The organism is Pseudomonas sputi (genome assembly GCF_021603585.1).
In the GTDB taxonomy this organism is placed as follows: domain Bacteria; phylum Pseudomonadota; class Gammaproteobacteria; order Pseudomonadales; family Pseudomonadaceae; genus Aquipseudomonas; species Aquipseudomonas sputi.
Map to the genome: position 1 here is coordinate 77,817 of NZ_BQHI01000005.1, position 21,416 is coordinate 99,232.

Here is a 21,416-nt window from a genome sequence, read left to right on the forward strand (position 1 = left end):
CATCTCCAAAAAGGGTGCTTGACCCTATAGTGGCTACAGGGTCTTTACTTGGCAACAGGCACCTTCATGGACGCGACCAATGAGCGATTCCCTGCACACCCACCCTCACACCCACAAACCGGGCGACGGGCACGATCACAGTCACAAACTGCAGCCTGTGCATAAACATGCCCACGGCGGCGATTCCTGCTGCGGGTCGAAAGTCGCAGCACCGACACCCGTTCATGCGCACGAAGAGTCCTGCTGCGCGTCGAAAGTCGCCGCACCTTCGCTTGTTCAACTGAGCGAGGCAAAAAGCGCCGACGCCCGGTTGAGCAGCTTCCGCATCGAAGCGATGGACTGCCCGACCGAACAGACGCTGATCCAGAACAAGCTCGGCAAACTGGCCGGGATCCAGCAGCTGGAATTCAACCTGATCAACCGCGTGCTCGGCGTGACCCACAATCTGCCGGACACCGCGCCGATCATCGACGCGATCAAATCCCTCGGCATGCAGGCCGAGCCACTGGAGGCGGGCGTTGAAACGCCAACGCCAGCGCCGGTGAAAAAACACTGGTGGCCGCTGGCACTGTCCGGCGTCGGTGCGCTGGCCGCTGAAGTGATCCACTTCACCAGCGCCGCCCCGACCTGGGTGGTGGCGATCATCGCGCTGATCTCAATCCTCAGCGGCGGCCTCAGCACCTACAAGAAGGGCTGGATCGCCCTGAAGAACCGCAACCTCAACATCAACGCCCTGATGAGCATCGCCGTGACCGGCGCCGTGTTGATCGGCCAGTGGCCGGAAGCGGCGATGGTGATGTTCCTGTTCACCGTGGCCGAGCTGATCGAGGCCCGTTCGCTGGATCGCGCGCGCAACGCCATCAGCGGTCTGATGCAGATGACGCCGGAGCAAGCCACAGTGTTGCAGGCGGACGGCAACTGGGTCGAACTGGAGGTCAAAAGCATCGATCTCGGCGCCCGCGTGCGGGTAAAACCCGGCGAGCGTATTGCGCTGGACGGTGAAGTCATCAGTGGCAGTTCGACCATCGATCAGGCGCCCATTACCGGCGAAAGCCTGCCGGTGGAAAAAACCGTCGGTGACAAAGTCTTCGCGGGCACCATCAACCAGGCCGGTTCGCTGGAATATGCCGTGACAGCCGCAGCCAACAACTCCACCCTGGCGCGGATCATCCACGCCGTGGAGCAGGCGCAAGGCGCGCGGGCGCCGACCCAGCGTTTCGTCGATCAATTCTCGAAAATCTACACGCCGGCGGTTTTCGTTCTGGCCTTGGCTGTGGCGATCATCCCGCCGCTGTTCATGGGCGCCGCGTGGTTTGACTGGATCTACCGCGCGCTGGTGCTGCTGGTCGTCGCGTGCCCGTGTGCATTGGTGATTTCCACGCCGGTGACCATCGTCAGCGGCCTCGCGGCTGCGGCGCGCAAAGGCATTCTGGTCAAGGGCGGCGTGTACCTGGAGGGCGGTTTCAAGCTCGACTATCTGGCCCTCGACAAGACCGGCACCCTCACCCACGGCAAACCGGTGCAGACCGATTTCCTGTCCCTCGACCCGACTGCCGACGCCACGGCCCCGGCGATTGCCGCTGCGCTGGCCGGTCGTTCCGATCACCCGGTGTCGCTGGCCATCGCCCATGCGGCTGTGGATAAAGGTTTTGCGGCTCTACCTGTGGATAACTTCGAAGCGCTGGCCGGTCGTGGGGTAAAGGGCGAGGTCAACGGTCAGGTCTACCATTTGGGCAACCACCGTCTGGTTGAAGAACTGGGCCTGTGCTCGCCGCAACTGGAAGAAAAGCTGTTCGCGCTGGAGAAACAGGGCAAGTCCGTGGTGCTGCTGCTCGACCGTTCCGGCCCGCTGGCGCTGTTCGCCGTGGCGGATACAGTCAAGGAAACCAGCCGCGAGGCGATCCGCCAACTGCACGAACTGGGCGTGAAAACCCTGATGCTCACCGGCGACAACGTCCACACCGCGCAGGCGATTGCGGCGCAGGTCGGGATCGATCAGGCCAAGGGCGACCTGTTGCCGACTGACAAACTGCAAGCCATTGAGGACCTCTACGCCCAGGGGCATCGGGTCGGCATGGTCGGCGACGGCATCAACGACGCGCCCGCACTGGCGCGGGCGGAGATCGGTTTTGCGATGGCGGCGGCAGGCACCGATACGGCGATTGAAACCGCCGATGTCGCCCTGATGGACGATGATCTGCGCAAGATTCCGGCGTTCATCAGCCTGTCGCGCCATACCGCCGCTATCCTCAAACAGAACATCGCGCTGGCGTTGGTGATCAAAGCGATCTTTCTTGGGGTAACCTTCGCCGGGCTCGCCACCATGTGGATGGCCGTGTTTGCCGACATGGGTGTGAGCCTGCTGGTGGTGTTCAACGGTTTGCGCCTGCTGCGCAAATAGAGGAAGAGGGACGGTTGTGTTGAGTGCCGAGCTGAAAGCGTTTTACATGGTGGCTCGCCTGGGCAGCATCACCCTGGCGGCGAAAAAGCTTGGCCTCAGTCAACCGACCGTGACCACTCAGATCCGCAATCTGGAGAGCCAGTATTCGGTGGAGCTGTTCTACCGGGGCGGCCGACGCCTGAGTGTCAGCGACGAGGGCGCGCGGCTGTTGCCGATGGTCAAGGCGTTGCTGCAGCAGGAGGCCGATATCGAGTTCTTCCTGCGCAACAGTGGTCAGGTGCAGGGCACGTTGCGCATCGCCGCCACCGCGCCGTATTACATCCTCGATCTGGTGAAGACCTTCCGCGAGCGCCTTCCGCAGGTGGAAGTGTCGGTGGAAATCGGCAACTCCCAGCAAGTGCTCGAAGCGCTGGAGGATTACCGGGTGGATGTCGCGGCGTCGTCGCAGTTGCTCGACGATGCGCGGTTGATCCGCCGGGTACTCGGCAGTGATCCGCTGGTGCTGGCGGTGCATCGCAATCATCCGCTGGCGGCGCACGACCATGTGGCGCTGAGCGCGCTGGCCGGGCATACCCTGCTGATGCGCGAATCCGGCTCGACGACCCGGCGACTCACCGAAGAATTGCTCGCCAGCGCCGGGGTCAGTTTCGGCCCGTTGCTGGAGATCGGCAGCCGCGAGTCGATCCGCGAAGCGGTGCTGCGCAACATCGGCATCAGCATCATCGCCCGCCAGGAAGTGCCGCACGACCCGCAGTTGCGGGTACTGACCCTGGAAAATGCACCGCAGATTCCCGAATACCTCTACTGCCTCAAGGAACGCAAGAACGCCCGCTTGCCAGCGGCGTTTCTCGGACTGGCGCAGGAAATGTCCCCGGCCTGATCAACCAAAATCCCTGAATACCACTATCGGTCGTTTTTGCCTCACTGCCATATGACCGACGCATTACAACTCTAGGATTCGTCTCATCTGCTTGATGAGGCCTTTCCATGAACCCTGCAATCGCAACTGCCCTGACCAACCCCGGCGCACCGATGAAAGTGCGCGGCGTGCAGAAGCGCTTCGGCGCTTTCACGGCGCTGGATAATGTCTCCCTCGATGTCGACGCCGGTGAGCTGGTGTGCCTGCTTGGCCCGTCGGGCTGTGGCAAGACCACGTTGTTGCGTTGCATCGCCGGCCTGGAGAAACAGGACAGCGGCGAGTTGTACCTCGGCGAGCGCGACGTTTCCCACCTGGCGCCGCAGGCCCGGGACTACGGCATCCTGTTTCAGTCCTACGCGCTGTTTCCCAATCTGACCGTCGAAGCGAACATTGCCTACGGCCTCGCCGGTAGCGGTCGCGATGAAGTGCGCCGTCGGGTCGGTCAGATGCTGGAACTGGTCGGCCTCACCGGCAGTGAGAAAAAGTACCCGGGCCAGTTGTCCGGCGGCCAACAACAACGGGTGGCACTTGCCAGGGCTCTGGCACCGGCGCCGTCGCTGCTGTTGCTCGACGAACCGATGTCCGCCCTCGACGCCCGGGTCCGCGAGCATCTGTGCACCGAGCTGCGTCAGCTGCAACGCAACCTCGGCATCACCACCCTGATGGTCACCCACAATCAGGACGAAGCGATGCTGATGGCCGACCGCATCGCCGTGATGAACAACGGCAAGGTCGAGCAGTACGCCACCCCGCAGGACATCTACAACCGCCCGGCCACGCCGTTCGTGGCCGAGTTTGTCGGCCAGGGCAACTGGCTGCCGTTCCAGCGCAGCAGCGACAGCCACGCCAAGGTTGGCGGGATGAACCTGCGCCTGGCCGACGGCAGCGTCCACAGCCCGTCGGGCCGGCTGTTCTGCCGCCCGGAAGCGATCAACGTCAATCCGCTGGTGCACGAGGAAAACCTGTTCCCGGCCAAGGTCCGCGAGATCACTTTCCTCGGCAACCGCTGCCGCATGAGTTTCGAACTCGATCAATTGCCCGGTCACGCCTTGCTCGCTGAACTGGCGCCGGAAGCCATGCCGCGCCTCGGCGCCCAGCAGATCATGGTCGCCTTGCCGCCGCGCAGCCTGCAGGTGTTTGCCTGATGAACAGCAACCTTGCACTGCCGCTACCGCACAAGCAGGCGCGGCAGTTTTCCGGGGCCGAGGTCGGCGACCGGATCTTCGTCCTCGGCGGCAAACTCCTGCTGCTGGTGCTGCTCGGTGTGGCGGTATTGTTGCCATTGCTGGCGATCTTCTGGCGTGGCTTCAGCAGCGAAGCCGGGCAGGGCGGTGGCTGGCTCGCCGCGAAGGAACTGGTGACCAGCGACAATTTCCACTGGCTGCTCGGCAACAGCCTGAAAGTTTCCCTCAGCGTCGCGGCCATCGTCGTACCGCTGGCCTACCTGTTTGCCTACGCCTTGCAGCGCACATTGATTCCGGCGAAAGGCATCTGGCGCGGGATTTCGCTGCTGCCGCTGATGGCGCCGTCGATGTTGCCGGGGATTGCGCTGGTTTATCTGTTCGGCAATCAGGGCCTGTTGCGCGGGCTGCTGTCGGACAACATCTACGGTTTCTGGGGGATTGTTCTGGGTGAGGTGATCTACACCTTCCCACACGCCTTGATGATTTTGCTGTCGGCCCTGTCGCTGGCGGACGCGCGATTGTTCGACGCTGCGTCGAGCATGGGCGCCAGTCCGGCAAAGGCCTTTCGCAGCATCACTTGGCCGGCGACCCGTCAGGCCGTGTTCGCCGCGTTCTGCCTGGTGTTCACCCTGACCATCACCGATTTCGGTGTGCCGGTGGTGGTCGGCGGCGACTATCAAGTGCTGGCGCTGGAAGCCTACAAAGCCGTGGTCGGCCAGCAGCAATTCGGTCGCGGCGCGTTGATCGGCATGGTTCTGCTGCTGCCGGCGCTGTTCAGCTTCGGGGTCGATGCCTGGTTGCGTCGGCGTCACGGCGACGCCATGAGCGGCCGCGCCCAGGTGTTCAAGCCGGCACCGTCGACGAAACGCGATGCCTTTTATCTCAGCGTTGTCCTGCTGATCAGCGCCGCATTGCTGCTGGTGTTCGGCATGGCGGTGTTCTCATCGCTGGTGAAGTTCTGGCCGTACAACCTGTCGCTGTCGCTCAATCACTACCAGTTCAACGAAACCGCCGGCGGTGGCTGGCTGGCCTACGGCAACAGTTTGAAGATGGCGCTGGGCACGGCGTTGGTCGGCAGTGTGCTGATCTTCACCGGCGCTTATCTGATGGAAAAGACCCGCAGCCAGCGCGGACTGAATCTGATGCTGCGCATGCTCAGTTTCGTACCGATGGCAGTGCCGGGGCTGGTGCTCGGTCTGGGTTACGTCTTCTTCTTCAACCTGACCGGCAACCCGCTGCATGTGCTGTACGGGACCATGACCCTGCTGATCGTCTGCACCATTGCTCACTATTTGACCACTGCGCAGATGACCGCCACCACCGCGCTGCGCCAGCTCGACGCCGAATTCGAAGCCGCCGCGCTGTCGCTCAAGGCGCCGCTATACCGGCATTACCTGCGGGTCACCGTGCCGATCTGCCTGCCGGCGCTTTTGGACATCGTGCGCTACCTGTTCGTCTCGGCCATGACCACTGTGTCCGCCGCGATCTTCCTCTACAGCCCCGACACCATCCTCGCGGCGGTGGCAGTGCTGAACATGGATGACGCCGGCAACGTCGGCGGCGCGGCGGCGATGTCGACCCTGATTCTGTTCACCTCGGCGGGCGTGTCCTTGCTGCTGGCGTGGGCTTCGCGCGGCTTGCTGCGCCGTTCCCAGGCCTGGCGGCAAACGGCGCCGGGCCACTGATCCACGACTTGTCCCTATCGCCTCAACTCACCTACAGGAAAACGATCATGTTCAAGCCTATGGCCCTGGCCGCTGCTGTGCTCGCAACTTTCAGCCTGAATGCCTTCGCGGCAAAAACCGAGTTGACGGTGTACACCGCCCTCGAAGCCGAACAGTTGAAGTCCTACAAAGAGGCCTTCGAAAAGGCCAACCCGGATGTCGAGATCAAGTGGGTGCGCGATTCCACCGGGATCATCACCGCCAAACTGCTGGCCGAAAAGGAGCGCCCGCAGGCTGACGCGGTCTGGGGCCTGGCGGCGTCGAGCCTGGCGATCCTCGATCAGCAGGGCATGCTGCAAAGCTATGCGCCGAAAGACCTGGGCAAGATCGGCGCGAACTACCGCGACGCCGCCAACCCGCCAGCCTGGGTCGGCATGGACGTGTGGGCCGCGACCATTTGCTTCAACACCGTCGAAGCCGAGAAACAGGGCCTGACCAAACCGGTGAGCTGGCAGGACCTGACCAAGCCCGAGTACAAGGGCAAGATCGTGATGCCGAACCCGGCCTCGTCCGGCACCGGTTTCCTCGACGTCAGCGCCTGGCTGCAAACCTTCGGCGAGAAGCAGGGCTGGGCCTACATGGACGGCCTGCACCAGAACATCGGCCAGTACGTTCACTCTGGCTCCAAGCCTTGCAAACTGGCGGCGGCGGGCGAATTCCCGATCGGAATTTCCTTCGAATACCCGGCCGTTCAGCTCAAGCGTCAGGGCGCGCCGCTGGACATCATCCTGCCGAAGGAAGGCCTGGGCTGGGAGATCGAAGCCACCGCCGTGATCAAAGGCACGCCGCACGAAGAGGCCGCGAAAAAACTGGCCGACTTCTCCGCCAGCGCTCCGGCGATGGACCTGTACAAGGAAAACTTCGCCGTCCTCGCCCAGCCGGGCATCGCCAAACCGCAGACCGAGCTGCCGGCCGACTACGAGCAGCGCCTGATCAAGAACGACTTTGCCTGGGCCTCGAAGAACCGCGACGAGATCCTGAGCGAATGGCGCAAGCGCTATGACGGCAAGTCCGAGAAAGTCGCTGCCAAGTAAATCTTCTTACCCGATCGTTCCCACGCTCCGCGTGGGAATGCAGCCAAGGACGCTCCGCGTCCTCTGTGACGCAGAGCGTCACGGTATTCATTCCCACGCAGAGCGTGGGAACGATCAACGTGGGAACGATCATTGAGGTCGCTGCATGACACAACACAAAGACTTGCTGATCGTTGGCGCCGGCATTCTGGGCCTGTCCCACGCCTGGGCCGCCGCCCGGCGCGGTCTCAAGGTCACGGTTTTCGAGCGCACCGCCACGCCCATTGGCGCGTCGGTACGCAACTTCGGCCAGGCACTGGTCACCGGCCAGCCACCGGGCCCGATGCTCGAGCTGGCCAAAGCCAGCCGCGAGATCTGGGGCCAGTGGGCGCAGCTCGCCGGCCTGCAACTCAGGCGCAACGGCTCGTACCTGTTCGCCCGCACCGAGGCCGAAGAACATTTGCTGGAAGCCTTCTGCGCCGGGCGCGCCGTGGAGCATGACTACCGCGTCGAGCTGCTGCGCGGTGCCGCGTTGCGTGATCTGTATGGCGGCCAGTTCGGCCATCACCGCGCCGCGCTGCACGGGATGGACGATCAACAGCTGTATTCCCGGGAAGCGATTCCGGCGCTGATCGAGTACCTGCGTCGCGAACTCAACGTCGAATTTCACTTCTCGACACTGGTGCGCGACGTCGAACCGGGACGCCTGCACAGCACCGTCGGCAGCTTCACCGCCGAGCAGATCATCGTCTGTTCCGGCCACGATTATCAGACCTTGCTGGCCGAGCCGATTGCCGCCCTCGACCCGCAAATCTGCCGCTTGCAAATGCTCCGCGCCCGGCCGCAGATCGACCTGAACTTGCAGCACGCCCTGCTCACCGGCCTCAGCTGCGTGCATTACGGCGCCTTCGCCGACCTGCCGGAGGCGGCCGCCGTGCAGGCGCAAATCCTGCGCGAGCAACCGCACCTGCAGGCAAACGGTATTCACCTGCTGATCAGCCCGACACCTTATGGCGAGTTGATCATCGGCGATTCGCACCATTACGGCAGCGATCCATCGCCGTTCAACGGCGAGCAGGTCGATAACTGGATGCTTGAACTGGCCGAACAGACCCTCGGTTGCAAGGTGCAAGTGGTCGAGCGCTGGCAGGGTGTCTATGGTTCCCGGGGGCCGGGGCCGTTTTCGTTCCTGCGTCCGGCGCCGGGGCTGAGTGTGGCGCTGATGCACAGCGGCGTCGGCATGAGCGTCGGCCCGGCGATGGCCGAGCGCAATGTGGCACAGCTATTTGGAGAGCGTTGATGGGGCGTCACGAGCAAGTCATCGACCGGGTGTTCGGCCTTTATGAGCGCTTCGGCACCAGCGACTACATCGGCGAACCGGTGTCGCAGATCGAGCATATGTCCCAGGCGGCGCAACTGGCCATCGCCGAAGGCTTCGACGACGAAGTGGTGCTCGCCGCGTTCTTCCACGACATCGGCCACTTGTGTGCCGAAGGTGCGCAGAACATGGGCGGTTACGGCGTGGTCAGCCACGAGCGCCTCGGTGCGGACTATTTGCGTGAGGCCGGCTTCAGCGAGCGCTTGGCGCGGCTGGTGGAATATCACGTTCAGGCCAAGCGCTATCTGACGCTCCGGGAGCCAGGCTATTACGCGCGCTTGAGCGAAGCCAGCCGCCGCACCCTGGGCTATCAGGGCGGGGTGATGACCGAGGCCGAAGCCGATGCGTTCGAGCAGGATCCGTTGTGCGCCGTCAGTCTCAGGATGCGTCAGTGGGATGAGTTGGCGAAGGCGATGGGGGTGCCGGTGATGGATTTGGCGGTGTTGAAGCACAAGGCTTTTGCCGTGCTGTCCGGCGAAGTGCGCTGACCTTTCTTACCCCAATCCGGGAAAGGGTGCATGGCGCGTGTTGCGCCTTCTGCCCAGACTGGTTTTTTGCCGAAGGAGCGCACGGATGCGTTTTTTGAAAGTGATTGCCCAGGATCGATCGGGCAGCGGCGCAGGGGACAGTGTCCGGCTGCGCTTTCATGACAGCGAACAGGATTGGCGCGAAGCCTCTGCCCGTGAAGTCGCGCAACTGCGCAGCTTCACCCGAACCTATCTGAAATGCGCCTGGTTCAACGCGGCCGACGAGGACACGCGACATCTGCGGATCTTCGCTTTGAACCCCGGCAGCGATGGAACGCCGGAATCAGTGAGGCTGCACTTTCACCAGGGCGAAACCATCGCTTACAAAGCCGCCGTCCACGACCTGGATAACGATGGCCGCTTCGAGGTTGTCCTGTGTTCGGACGTCGACAACGACGGGCGCGCCAATCGCACCGATCGCAGCCGGGTGACGACGCTGGTCAAACAGTTCCTCAAGCTCGGCTGGTTCTAGAGTTCGAGGACCTTGCCGACCAGCTCGTCGATCTGTTCCTGACGCTGGGCCTGATTCAGCTTCGGATGCGGATTGAGTGACGACCACTGCGGGTGGGCCCGGGCAATGTTCAGCGCTTCGGGCAGCTTGCCTTCGCGCCAGGTCTTGTCCTGCGGCGTTGCTACCTGAATGCTGTCCAGCGCCGCATGGCCTCGGGCGTTCAGTGCTTGCAGCAGTTGCCGCTGACGCAGAGCCAGCAGGCGCAATACGTTGTCGTCGACCGTCAGTTCACGCTGCCCTTTGATCTTGCCGAGCAGACGATTGCCATAACTGCGGGCGGTCTGCAGGGCGCCGCCGGCAATTGCACCAGCCAGCGCGGCAGCACCGAGGGTGATGCCGCCGACCAGCAGATCTACACCTGCACCGGCCGCTGCGCCCGCAGCAATCCCGCCGCCGACCCGTACGCCCAGTTGCTTGAGGGTTTCCGGGTTGAACAGGTCGTCGCCCCAACGCCCGTCGAGCAACGGCAGATCGCTGGCGGCAGCGTCCTGCGGGCGGAAGGCGTAGAGCTTGAGCAGCGCTTCGACGCAGCGTTGTTCGCGCTGACGCACGGCTTTGCGCAGTTCGCTGATGGCCTGTTGTTCCTGCTCGGCATTACTCACCACACTGCGCCGGCACGCAGCGCAGTCGATCAACAGCTCGGCGATCAGACGGGCGGCGCTTTGCTCGCGGGCCAGACGTTGGGCCTGTTGATCGGCGATCAGCCGTTCGAGCTGTGGGCGAGCGTTTTCCAGTAGCAACGCGAGGCTTTCGTACAGCCGACGCTCGCCATCTTCCGGCGGGGCGACGCTGTCGAAACGCACTAGCGCATGCAGTCCGAGACGTGCCAGTGCTTCGCGCCAGTCCGGCTCACGGTGGTTGGCGCTGCTGACGAAATTCAGCACCGGCAGCAACGGTTTGCCGCAACTGGCCAGCACCTCCAGCTCATCGCGGTACTTGGCCAGCACCGGCTCGCGGGCGTCGATCACGTACAGGCCGGCATCGGAGGCGAGCAGTTGTCGCAGCACTTTGGCTTCCTGTTCGAAACGCTGGCGCGCTTCGCTGCCGTCGAGAAACCGTGCCAGCCGGGCCGGGCCGTCGAGGCGTTCGCCGGGGCGCTCCAGGCGCTCGAGAAAATCCAGCAGGGCGATGGCGTCTTCCAGACCCGGCGTGTCGTACAGGTCGAGCAACGGTTCGCCATCCACCGACAACCGCGCGCCTTCGACGTGCCGGGTGGTGCTCGGTCGATGGGAGACTTCGCCGAAGCCGACGTCGCGGGTCAGGGTGCGCAACAGCGAGGTCTTGCCGACGTTGGTGTGGCCGACCACCGCCAGTTTCAGCGGTGCTTTCCAGGCATCAGTCATGTCCGTGCTCCAGCCAGTTCAACGGGGCGCAATCGGCGAACTCCAGCTCAAGCTGTTGCAATGCTGCATGCCAGTCGCCCAAGCGCTCGGCGTCCAGCGCTTGTCCTTGGGGCGCCTGCAACAGCCAGACCCGGGTCGCAGCGGCATTGCGCGCCAGCTCGGCGATCAGCGCCAGGCTGCCGCGATCCGGCGAGCGCCGCGGGTCGCAGGCAATCGCAAGGCGCGCCGGCGGAAAGCGGCTGAGCTGTTCGAGCAGTTTGTTGCGCGATTCGCGGCTGTCGAGGATGCCGGCGTTGCTGACGTTCTTCGGCAACGTCGGCGGCCATGGATGCTGATCGTCAAGTTCGATTGCCACCAGTAATGCGCCGTCACGGGCGTGCCCGCCGACGGTGCTTTCGATGCGGTGCAATTGCGCAGGCTCAGGATCGGTAATGCCCAGACGTTCGCTGGTCGGCATCAGCCGCTCGCGCAACTGGGCATAACCGGGCAGGTTCAGGTCCAGGCGCAACGCAGCCTTGCCGCTGTTCCAGCGCCAGAAGCAGAACAGCGTCAGCAGCAGGCGTGGCAGCACGCCGTACACCACCAGCACGCCAACCAGCCAGGTCGCCCAGGCCTGACGGGCACCTTCGATATTCAGCGCGGTGTCGCCGCTGGCGCGGATCATGTCCACGGTCGGCACGTTGAAGCCCAACAGCGCCGGCAATGCGCCGAGGGCCTGGGTCATATTGATGAACGTATCGGCGCTGAGAATCGTGGTTTCCCAGACGAAACCGTAGCGCCGGGTCGCCATCAGGGTCAGCAGCAAAACCAGTGCGCTGACCATCGCCAGCAACCACAGGCCGTTGACCAGCGTGCCGAGCGCCCAGCGATTGAGTTTCGGGCGTTGCAGCATCAACAGCAGGGCCGGCGCCAGTTGCGCGGCCTTGGCATCGCGGGCGAGTTTTTCACTGAGCCACAGCCACAAGCGGCCGAGAGTGGCGCCATGTTCGCCAGCGACGATCAGACCCAGCGCCCAGCTCAGCAGCAGGATCAGGTTAAGCCCGAGCAGACTGCCCAGCGCCCAGAACACATTGACCGGCGTCTGCCCCAGTGCAGCGAAGGCCAGACCGGCGCCGCTCAACACGGCGAGGATCGCCAGCAGCAGCAGCGCCAGACGCGCACCTTGCAGCCAGTGCTTGAGCGCAGCGGGCAGGCCATCGCGCTCGGCCAGCCACAGGGCGCGGCGTTGAATGCGTCCCGGCAGATCGCCGCCGGCCGCGCGGGCCAGGCGACTGGCTTCCAGATCGTCCAGCGGGCCTGCGTGTTCTTCGCGCAGGCGCACGGTTTCGGTGAGCCAGAGGTTTTGCAGTGAAGTCAGTTCAGTCACGCGGCATCCCGTTGCTTGATTGAGCCGTGAGCATAACCGCTGTGGCGCTTATCGGGGTAAGGGCGGCTCTGGTATCCTCGCCGGCATGACTAAATCACTCCCCCTCAGCCTGATCGCAGCCCTCGGTGAAAACCGTGTGATCGGCGTCGATAACAGCATGCCCTGGCACCTGCCGGGGGATTTCAAATACTTCAAGGCCACGACGCTCGGCAAGCCGATCATCATGGGCCGCAAGACCTGGGATTCGCTGGGTCGCCCGTTGCCGGGGCGTTTGAACATCGTGGTCAGCCGTCAGCAGGGTCTTGTGCTGGAAGGTGCGGAAGTCTATCCGTCGCTGGAAGCGGCCGTGGTTCGCGCCGAAGAATGGGCGAAAGAGCAGGGCGTCGACGAATTGATGCTGATTGGCGGGGCGCAGTTGTATGCGCAAGGGCTGGCGCAGGCGGATCGTCTGTATCTGACCCGTGTGGCACTGAGCCCGGAAGGCGATGCGTGGTTTCCGGCGTTCGATCTGAACCAGTGGACACGGGTGTCGGATGTGCCGAATCCGGCTGAAGGCGACAAACCGGCTTACAACTTCGAAGTCTGGGAAAAAGCTTGAACCTGTGGCGAGGGAGCACGCTCCCTCGCCACAACGTCAATCAAGCCTGAGCAAGCTCCGCATGCTCATCGGCATCCAGCAGTGCCTTGTCGGTCTGCTGCATCGCCTGGCTGGTAATCGCGCCAGCGGTGATCGAACCACTCACGTTCAGCGCCGTACGACCCATGTCGATCAGCGGCTCGACCGAAATCAGCAACGCCACCAGCGAAACCGGCAAGCCCATGGCCGGCAGCACGATCAGCGCGGCGAAGGTCGCACCGCCACCCACGCCCGCCACACCGGCCGAACTTAAGGTAACAATCGCCACCAGCGTCGCGATCCACAGCGGATCCAGCGGGTTGATGCCGACGGTTGGCGCAACCATCACCGCCAGCATCGCCGGGTACAGACCGGCGCAACCGTTCTGACCGATGGTCGCACCGAACGAAGCGGCGAAACTTGCCACCGATTGTGGAATGCCCAGACGACGGGTCTGCGCTTCGATGCTCAGCGGAATGCTCGCGGCGCTGGAGCGGCTGGTGAACGCGAAGGTCAGCACCGGCCAGATCTTGCGGAAGAAACGCACCGGGTTGATTCCGGCGGCCGACACCAGCAGGCCATGTATCACAAACATCAGGCCCAGGCCGAGGTACGACACCACCACGAAACTGCCGAGCTTGATGATGTCCTGCAGGTTGGAACCGGCCACCACTTTGGTCATCAGCGCCAGCACGCCGTACGGGGTCAGCTTCATCACCAGACGCACCAGACGCATCACCCAGGCCTGCAGGGTGTCGATGGCGTTGATCACTTTCTGACCTTTCTCGACGTCATCCTTGAGCAATTGCAGCGCGGCAACCCCCAGGAACGCGGCGAAAATCACCACGCTGATGATCGAAGTCGGCTTGGCCCGGGCCAGGTCGGCGAACGGGTTTTGCGGGATGAACGACAGCAACAGTTGCGGCACATTCAGGTCGGCGACCTTGCCGGCGTAGTCGGTCTGAATGGTTTGCAGGCGGGCCAGTTCCTGAGTGCCGGCCACCAGGCCTTCGGCGGTCAGGCCGAACAGGTTGGTCAGGCCGATGCCGATCAGCGCCGCAATCGCGGTGGTGAACAGCAGCGTGCCGATGGTCAGGAAGCTGATCTTGCCCAGCGATGAAGCGTTGTGCAGACGAGCCACGGCGCTGAGGATCGAGGCGAACACCAGCGGGATCACGATCATTTGCAGCAGTTGCACGTAACCGTTGCCGACCAGATCGAACCAGCCGATCGAGGCTTTCAGCACCGGGTTGCCGGCACCGTAAATCGTGTGCAGCGCGATACCGAAGGCCACGCCCAGCACCAGCGCGAGCAGGACTTTTTTCGCCAGGCTCCACGAGGTGTGGCGGGTTTGCGCCAGACCAAAGAGCAGGGCGAGGAACACCAGCAGGTTGAGAATCAGGGGCAGATTCATGAGAACTCCAGAAAAGACTGTGCCAACAGCCTTCCGGGGCTGTTGCGAACCGGCAAGCCTAACAGCTTGATTTCCAATGATTTAATACCGAAATCAAAGGTGATCCGTCGTTTTTGGAATAAGCGGGTGTCGCTCTCGGCGATGCAACTGGCGCGAAACGGACGTGGACGGTCGCTGACAGACGAGGACTGTCACACATATTTGTTAGCGTCGATTTCTTTGACCCAGGGAGAAAGCGCCAATGAAGTTCACACCGAAATTTCTGGCTGTCGCACTGACTGTGGGAATGGGCCTGGCCACTCAGGCCTTTGCCACCGACCTGAAACACTGGCCGGCGGATCAGGCCAAGGCACTGGATACGATGATCGCCGCCAACGCCAACAAGGGTAACTATGCGGTGTTCGACATGGACAACACGAGTTACCGCTACGACCTCGAAGAGTCGTTGCTGCCGTTCATGGAAAACAAGGGCCTGATCACCCGCGACAAGCTCGACCCCTCCCTGAAACTGATGCCGTTCAAGGACACCGCCGACCACAAGGAAAGCCTGTTCAGCTACTACTACCGCCTGTGCGAAGTCGACGACATGGTCTGCTATCCATGGGTGGCGCAAGTGTTCTCCGGCTTCACCCTCAAGGAGCTCAAGGGCTACGTCGATGAGCTGATGGCCTCGGGCAAGCCGGTGCCGACGACTTATTACGAAGGTGACGTGGTCAAGACTCTGGATGTGAATCCGCCGAAGATCTTCACTGGCCAGAAAGAGCTGTACAACAAACTCATGGAGAACGGCATCGAGGTCTACGTGATGACTGCCGCCTCCGAGGAACTGGTGCGCATGGTCGCGGCCGATCCGAAATACGGCTACAACGTCAAACCGCAGAACGTGATCGGCGTGACCACGTTGCTGAAGAACCGCGAAACCGGCGAGCTGACCACCGCGCGCAAGCAGATCACCGCCGGCAAATATGACGAGAAAGCCAACCTCGGCCTCGAACTGACCCCCTACCTGTGGACCCCGGCGACCTGGATGGCCGGCAAGCACGCGGCGATCCTGACCTATATCGACGAGTGGAAAAAACCGGTACTGGTGGGTGGTGATACGCCGGCCAGCGACGGCTACATGCTGTTCCACGATGTGGACGTGGCCAAGGGCGGCATTCACCTGTGGGTCAACCGCAAGGACAAGTACATGACCCAGATCCAGGGCATGATGGCCAAGCACGCGGCAGCCCAGGCGAAGGAAGGTTTGCCGGTGACGGCGGACAAGAACTGGGTGATCGTCAAACCTGAAGAAATCCAGTAATTGCGACGGTGATCGTTCCCACGTCGAGGCGTCGAACCGTCCGCGTGGGAACGCAGCCCGTGACGCTCTGCGTCACTGGACGCAGAGCGTCCCTTGAGGCATTCCCACGCGGGAGCGTGGGAACGATCAAAACCTGAAGGCAAAAAAATGCCCCGCACTTGGCGGGGCATTTTTATTTCTGCGATTTGACGCTTACAGCCCGTCGAGCATCGCCTTGTTGCGCACCGCACCCTTGTCGGCGCTGGTCGCCAGCAGGGCGTAGGCCTTGAGGGCGGTGGTCACTTTGCGTGGGCGCTGCTCGACCGGTTTCCAGCCTTTCTTGTCCTGCTCGACCCGGCGTGCCGCCAGTTCTTCATCGCTGATCAACAGGTTGATCGAGCGGTTCGGGATGTCGATCAGCACCTTGTCGCCGTCCTGCACCAGACCGATCGCGCCGCCGGCCGCAGCCTCTGGCGAAGCGTGGCCGATGGACAGACCGGAAGTGCCGCCGGAGAAACGCCCATCGGTCAGCAGGGCGCAGGCTTTGCCCAGGCCTTTGGATTTCAGATACGACGTCGGGTAGAGCATTTCCTGCATGCCCGGGCCGCCTTTCGGGCCTTCGTAGCGAATGATGACGATGTCGCCTTCCTTTACTTCGTCGGCGAGGATGCCGCGCACGGCGCTGTCCTGGCTTTCGAAGATCTTCGCGTTGCCTTCAAAGACGTGGATCGACTCGTCGACGCCGGCGGTTTTCACCACGCAGCCGTCCAGGGCGATGTTGCCGTACAGCACGGCCAGGCCACCTTCTTTCGAATAGGCATGTTCGAAGCTGCGGATGCAGCCGTTTTCACGGTCGTCGTCGAGGGTTTCCCAGCGGGTCGACTGGCTGAATGCGGTCTGCGTCGGAATGCCCGCCGGGCCTGCCTTGAAGAAGTGGTGCACGGCTTCATCGTCGGTCTGGGTGATGTCCCACTTGGCGATGGCTTCTTCCATGCTGCGGCTGTGCACGGTCGGCAGATCGGTGTGCAGCAGGCCGCCACGGGCCAGCGAACCGAGGATGCTGAAGATGCCGCCGGCGCGGTGCACGTCTTCCATGTGGTACTTCTGGATGTTCGGCGCGACCTTGCACAATTGCGGCACCTTGCGCGACAGACGATCGATGTCACGCAGGTCGAAGTCGATCTCGGCTTCCTGGGCCGCGGCCAGCAAGTGCAGGATGGTGTTGGTCGAACCGCCCATGGCGATGTCGAGCATCATTGCGTTCTCGAACGCCTTGAAGTTGGCGATGTTGCGCGGCAGTACCGACTCGTCGTTCTCGCCGTAGTAGCGTTTGCACAGTTCGACGATGGTACGGCCGGCCTGCAGGAACAGCTGTTCGCGATCGCTGTGGGTGGCCAGGGTCGAACCGTTGCCTGGCAATGCAAGGCCCAGGGCTTCGGTCAGGCAGTTCATCGAGTTGGCGGTGAACATGCCGGAGCACGAACCGCAGGTCGGGCAGGCGCTGCGCTCGTACTCGGCAACTTTCTCGTCAGAAGCGCTGGAGTCGGCGGCGATCACCATGGCGTCGACCAGGTCGAGACCGTGGCTGGCCAGTTTGGTCTTGCCGGCTTCCATCGGGCCGCCGGAGACGAAGATCACCGGAATGTTCAGGCGCAGGGCGGCCATCAGCATGCCCGGGGTGATCTTGTCGCAGTTCGAGATGCAGACGATGGCGTCGGCGCAGTGGGCGTTGACCATGTACTCGACGGAGTCGGCGATGATCTCGCGGCTCGGCAGCGAATAGAGCATGCCGTCGTGGCCCATGGCGATGCCATCGTCCACGGCGATGGTGTTGAATTCTTTGGCAACGCCGCCGGCGCGTTCGATTTCACGGGCAACCAGCTGACCCAGGTCCTTCAGGTGGACGTGGCCCGGTACGAACTGGGTGAAGGAGTTGGCAATGGCGATGATCGGCTTCTTGAAGTCGTCATCTTTCATCCCGGTGGCGCGCCACAGTGCGCGGGCGCCGGCCATGTTGCGGCCGTGGGTGGATGTTTTCGAGCGGTAATCTGGCATGGAGCACTCCGGGCGGCTAATCAGGTATCAAAAGGGAGTGAGCTTCTGTTGACGTCTGGAACACTCAGAAATGGCCGTGTGTCCTGATGTTGCCGATGACGTTGCGGGATCGCCGCTGGTCTCAGCCTGAGCTCATAAACCCGCCGGGGGATGAATGGCGATGAATCTCGCGATTCTACACCGCTGGCGTCAGGAGGGAATGGCGCAAAGCGTTGTTCCAGTACTGACGAAGCGTGCGCAATGACGACCGGCAGGTTTAATCGCTGTCCGGTTGCCCCACAAGATCGTTGCGACGGCTGATCCGGGCGTTCAATGCCAGTGCCACCCCGCTGAGTATCACGAAGCTGTAGCCCAGCGTGGCATGCAGGTTGGCAGGGCTCAGGCTGATCAACGCACTGATCAACCCGCCGCAAATGAAGATCAGCGTACTGCCGGCCGATGCCGACGTGCCGGCGTTTTCGGGAAACAGACTCATTGCCCGCGAGGTGGCTGCGGGCCGGGCGATGGTGGTGCCGGCGGTGCAGATCAGCATCGGGATCAGCACGGTGGCCGGAGTCAGTGCGAAGTTAGATGCCAGATACAGCATGGTCAGGCCGGCGAACAGGATCAGGCTCAGCCCGACGACAATCTGCTGGCCACCGTTGATGCGTCTGCTCAGTACGCTGGCGAGGATGCCTCCGACTACATACGCCGCGCCGTAGATCAGCAGGATCAACGAGAAGTCATAGGCGGACAGTTGCAGGCGGTCCATGAAAATCAGCGGCGAAATCACGATGAACGAAAAGTGGCAGGCGAAGGCGAAGGCGGAAATCAGCCAGTATCGGACGAAGTCGAAATCTCCCAGAACGCGCCGGTAAGCCTTCAGAAAGTGGGTGGGTGTACCGCCGCTGGCTGCTGGCCGACTGCTATCGAGCAACCACCATGCCTTGAGCAGCACGATGGCGGACAGCGCGGTGAACACCCAGAAGCTGCCGCGCCAGCCCAGCGTTGCCTGAAGGAAGGTGCCGGCGAGCGGCGATACCGAGATGAAAATTCCGGTGGCGGTGACCATCAGGATCCGCAGGCGATCACGTTCTTCGCCTTCGAAAAGGTCCTGAACCAGCGCCTGTGACAGCACGAAGCAACCGCATCCCAGCGCCTGTACCACCCTGAATAGGAGAAACAGTGAATAGTCCGAGGTCATCACGCACCCGAGGGCGCCGAGCATTGAGACGCTCATGCCGGCGAGCAGCAGGCCCTTGCGACCGATCACATCCGACAGTGGCCCGATCAGTAACTGGGCGAAGGCAATCCCGACGGCAAACAGGCTGATCGACAGGGCGATGTCCGCCGGGGTGCTGCGAAAGTGCTCGGCCAGTGCCGGAAAAGAAGGCAGCAGGACATCCAGCGGGAAAACGCCGAGCAACACCATTGCCAGCAAGAGACTGACAGCACCGCGCCGCTGGCGTTGAGTCACCACAGATTGTCCGTCATCCATCGATCAGTCCTGCCCTGGCAAAAAGTGTCTGGTTTTGAGGTTCGGCGAAAAATCCGGCTTTTTTCAAAGCGTTCAGTGTGGCGAGGCTACCGGCGCGAGCCCGCTGCCGACGGGCCCGGGTCGTTGTCAGCGTGCCGAGAATGTCCATCACCGTCGTGTTTGCAAGGCCTGCGCCACAGAGGCTTTCCTGCAGCCAGTGCTCATCCACTTCGAAGAAGATTTCCGGAATGTCGAGCAAGGTCGTCGCGGTGAACGTCCGCTGTTGCGGATTCAAGTGCAACCAGAGGTAGTGGAACACCTCGGTGAAATAGCGGCTGTGGCGCGCTTCGTCGGTGAGGTGATCGCGCAACATGTCGTTGACGCCGGATACCAGGCTGTCGCGGCAGACATCCAGCAGTTCCCGGGCAATGATGGTTTCCGAGACGAACCCCAGAAGAAAGCAAGCCAACGGCCGCTGCTTCTTTCCTGTGCGTGCGATCAGCAGATTCATCCGCGTGATCCGTCTGGGCATTACCGGGCGCCCGGTGATGGCGTAGAGGCTGGCGATCTGTTCCGCCACCTGACTGGAAAACAGGGCGTGATAGCCCTCGTCGGTGTAGAGCTGGAGTGCGGCGGTTTTCATCGGCGCCGGCACGGCGACCGGCAGTTCGCCGTGGACGATGGTTTCGACGGCGCGATTGACGATCCGGTGTTCGAGCAGCGTGGTGTAGTCGAGAAAATGCACCAGATGCCGGGCCGTAAGCCGATGCAGCATCGAACGGTCCGCTGCTTCGATAGCCGGATGGGCCAGATAGGGCAGGAACGCCGGCGGAAACCAGTGCCGGGTCTCCAGTTGTTCCTGCACGTTGTCCGGCAAGCGGTAATCGTGAGGACTGATACGGACCGAGGCGCGGGTGTTCCAGTCACTCAGGGTGAACTGAAAGACCGATACCGGGGCGAGGGCGCTCATGGTTGTGCCTCACGCAGCAGGTCGCGCATTTCCTGACACATCGCCTGACCGTCGCTTTCCCCGCAACCGACGAAGAACAAGGGTTGTTCCGCACTGTTCTCGAGCTTCAGCAACGTTTCCACCTGGTCGTCGGAAAACGCACCCGTCAGCCAGGTGTTCATGCCCAGCGCTGTAGCCACCAGTTGAAACGTCTGTGAAAGGTGTCCGGCTTCGATGAGCGCCATCCGATAGGCGCGCGAGTGCGGGTATTTCCACCAGAGCCGGTCGAAGCGAGCGCTGATGAGCAGGCCCAATGGCAGGTTGTTGATGAAATGCTGGCCTCCCAGCAGATGGCCGGGCGCGGTGTCGGGCAAGGGGTTGATGAAGCTCAGGGCGTGTTCGGCGGGGTGGTAGGCATACACACCCGGTGCCAGTCCCTCGACGCTCTGTACAAGCACATACCCGGTGCAGGCATTGAGGCCGCCGCCAGAAGGGCTGCTGCGCCGCGCGCAAAGCCCGTCGGCGATGCTGTCGTCGCGGTCGGCTTCGCGCTCCTTCAGGTAGCCGAGTGACAGGTAAAGCAAGGTGGCTACATCCTCCAGCGGTACGGCGGCGCCGGTGAAGGATCGGCAGGTTTTTCGCCGGATCAGTGAATTCAACAGGCTGTCGTCATTCAGTGCCAGCGGTTCCGGCAGCGCGACAAGTGCGTTCGGGCCGGTCTCCAAAGGGACGTCGGTCGGTGGTGGAGTGGCCAGCACCGTGTTGCAGTGTTCAAGGTACTGCCTGGACCATTCCTGAATATTTCGGGGAATATATTCGCAGGGAATATTCCGGGTGCCGATATGGTAGATCCTGGACAGTTCATCCCAGCCCCAGACAGGCGCCGAGATTTTTGAAGAGGTCAGTATTCCGGCATTTAAAAGTTGCGTGTCTATTGTGTTGTTGTCGTCGTATAAATCAGGGTTGTGGATAAGTTGTGCCAGTCGAGAGGAGTACTCGAAATCTAATTCATGTTGTGTATGGTCTTTGTAGTTCCAGACTATCTGGCCGGGCGTTCGTGGCAGTATGAATAAATAAGGGTTTATATACATGTCGGGGCACGCTGCTCTGGATAGATGCTTTGTCAGAGGCGCTGGGTAGCCGGCTATACCCAGCGCCAGCCTTACTTATCGGGCTTTAGGCGCGACCAGGAAAGCCAGGTTGGCGAGAGTGCGGGATTCCAGAGTAATTGCTTTCATGATTGAACTCCTTGTTCATTGATGCTTCGTGGTTAGTTGG

General features: G+C 62.3%; 17 protein-coding genes. 10 read left to right on the forward strand and 7 right to left on the reverse strand.

What is annotated here, in order from left to right; genetic code table 11:
• Positions 1–79 precede the first annotated feature (79 nt).
• The 8 genes from L6D81_RS09090 to L6D81_RS09125 all read left to right on the forward strand — a co-directional run bounded on the left by L6D81_RS09090 (position 80) and on the right by L6D81_RS09125 (position 9,618).
• Complete coding sequence (locus L6D81_RS09090) at positions 80–2,401, forward strand: heavy metal translocating P-type ATPase (protein WP_236178784.1); 2,322 nt, start codon at positions 80–82, stop codon at positions 2,399–2,401.
• 16 nt (positions 2,402–2,417) lie between these two features.
• Positions 2,418–3,281, forward strand: coding sequence for a LysR family transcriptional regulator (locus L6D81_RS09095; RefSeq protein WP_039767890.1), 864 nt, complete (start codon positions 2,418–2,420; stop codon positions 3,279–3,281).
• A 107-nt stretch (positions 3,282–3,388) separates the two neighbouring features.
• A complete protein-coding gene (locus L6D81_RS09100) occupies positions 3,389–4,465 on the forward strand; it encodes a putative 2-aminoethylphosphonate ABC transporter ATP-binding protein (protein ID WP_236178785.1) in 1,077 nt (358 codons plus the stop codon).
• Positions 4,465–6,189: a putative 2-aminoethylphosphonate ABC transporter permease subunit gene (locus L6D81_RS09105; RefSeq protein WP_236178786.1), complete on the forward strand. Its 1,725-nt coding sequence runs from the start codon at positions 4,465–4,467 to the stop codon at positions 6,187–6,189. The genes L6D81_RS09100 and L6D81_RS09105 overlap by 1 nt, the downstream gene beginning before the upstream one ends.
• Before the next feature lie 47 nt (positions 6,190–6,236).
• Positions 6,237–7,262 (forward strand): putative 2-aminoethylphosphonate ABC transporter substrate-binding protein, encoded by a 1,026-nt coding sequence (locus L6D81_RS09110; RefSeq protein ID WP_236178787.1) that lies wholly within the window; start codon positions 6,237–6,239, stop codon positions 7,260–7,262.
• A 145-nt stretch (positions 7,263–7,407) separates the two neighbouring features.
• Complete coding sequence (locus L6D81_RS09115; protein ID WP_236178788.1) at positions 7,408–8,541, forward strand: TIGR03364 family FAD-dependent oxidoreductase; 1,134 nt, start codon at positions 7,408–7,410, stop codon at positions 8,539–8,541.
• The gene (locus L6D81_RS09120) at positions 8,541–9,107 is read left to right on the forward strand and encodes a phosphonate degradation HD-domain oxygenase (RefSeq protein WP_236178789.1); all 567 of its coding nucleotides are present in this window, start codon (positions 8,541–8,543) and stop codon (positions 9,105–9,107) included. Before L6D81_RS09115 ends, L6D81_RS09120 begins: the two co-directional genes overlap by 1 nt.
• 85 nt (positions 9,108–9,192) lie before the next feature.
• A complete protein-coding gene (locus L6D81_RS09125; protein WP_236178790.1) occupies positions 9,193–9,618 on the forward strand; it encodes a hypothetical protein in 426 nt (141 codons plus the stop codon).
• Here L6D81_RS09125 and L6D81_RS09130 read toward each other — a convergent pair.
• Both L6D81_RS09130 and L6D81_RS09135 read right to left on the reverse strand, forming a co-directional pair.
• A complete protein-coding gene (locus tag L6D81_RS09130) occupies positions 9,615–11,000 on the reverse strand; it encodes a GTPase/DUF3482 domain-containing protein (RefSeq protein ID WP_236178791.1) in 1,386 nt (461 codons plus the stop codon). The two genes, L6D81_RS09125 and L6D81_RS09130, sit on opposite strands and share 4 nt — an antisense overlap.
• Positions 10,993–12,366 carry a DUF2868 domain-containing protein gene (locus tag L6D81_RS09135; protein ID WP_236178792.1) on the reverse strand — a complete coding sequence of 458 codons (1,374 nt, stop codon included), beginning with the start codon at positions 12,364–12,366 and terminating at the stop codon, positions 10,993–10,995. Before L6D81_RS09135 ends, L6D81_RS09130 begins: the two co-directional genes overlap by 8 nt.
• Before the next feature lie 85 nt (positions 12,367–12,451).
• Here L6D81_RS09135 and L6D81_RS09140 point away from each other — a divergent pair, with 85 nt between their 5' ends.
• Entirely contained in the window at positions 12,452–12,964 is a 513-nt protein-coding gene (locus L6D81_RS09140) for a dihydrofolate reductase (protein ID WP_236178793.1), read from the forward strand.
• A 40-nt stretch (positions 12,965–13,004) separates the two neighbouring features.
• Here the strand turns inward: L6D81_RS09140 and L6D81_RS09145 are convergent, their stop codons facing one another.
• On the reverse strand, positions 13,005–14,396 hold the full coding sequence (locus L6D81_RS09145) for an L-cystine transporter (protein ID WP_236178794.1): 1,392 nt from the start codon (positions 14,394–14,396) through the stop codon (positions 13,005–13,007).
• Between the two features lie 241 nt (positions 14,397–14,637).
• Here L6D81_RS09145 and L6D81_RS09150 point away from each other — a divergent pair, with 241 nt between their 5' ends.
• Positions 14,638–15,699, forward strand: coding sequence for an HAD family hydrolase (locus tag L6D81_RS09150; RefSeq protein WP_236178795.1), 1,062 nt, complete (start codon positions 14,638–14,640; stop codon positions 15,697–15,699).
• A 192-nt stretch (positions 15,700–15,891) separates the two neighbouring features.
• Here L6D81_RS09150 and ilvD read toward each other — a convergent pair whose 3' ends face one another.
• The 4 genes from ilvD to L6D81_RS09170 all read right to left on the reverse strand — a co-directional run bounded on the left by ilvD (position 15,892) and on the right by L6D81_RS09170 (position 21,229).
• Positions 15,892–17,733 carry a dihydroxy-acid dehydratase gene (gene ilvD, locus L6D81_RS09155; protein ID WP_011336405.1) on the reverse strand — a complete coding sequence of 614 codons (1,842 nt, stop codon included), beginning with the start codon at positions 17,731–17,733 and terminating at the stop codon, positions 15,892–15,894.
• A 256-nt stretch (positions 17,734–17,989) separates the two neighbouring features.
• Positions 17,990–19,210, reverse strand: a complete 1,221-nt coding sequence (locus L6D81_RS09160; RefSeq protein ID WP_236178796.1) for a multidrug effflux MFS transporter — start codon at positions 19,208–19,210, stop codon at positions 17,990–17,992.
• Positions 19,203–20,159, reverse strand: a complete 957-nt coding sequence (locus tag L6D81_RS09165) for a diiron oxygenase (protein ID WP_236178797.1) — start codon at positions 20,157–20,159, stop codon at positions 19,203–19,205. Before L6D81_RS09165 ends, L6D81_RS09160 begins: the two co-directional genes overlap by 8 nt.
• The gene (locus L6D81_RS09170) at positions 20,156–21,229 is read right to left on the reverse strand and encodes a SagB family peptide dehydrogenase (protein ID WP_236178798.1); all 1,074 of its coding nucleotides are present in this window, start codon (positions 21,227–21,229) and stop codon (positions 20,156–20,158) included. Before L6D81_RS09170 ends, L6D81_RS09165 begins: the two co-directional genes overlap by 4 nt.
• Positions 21,230–21,416: the final 187 nt, after the last annotated feature.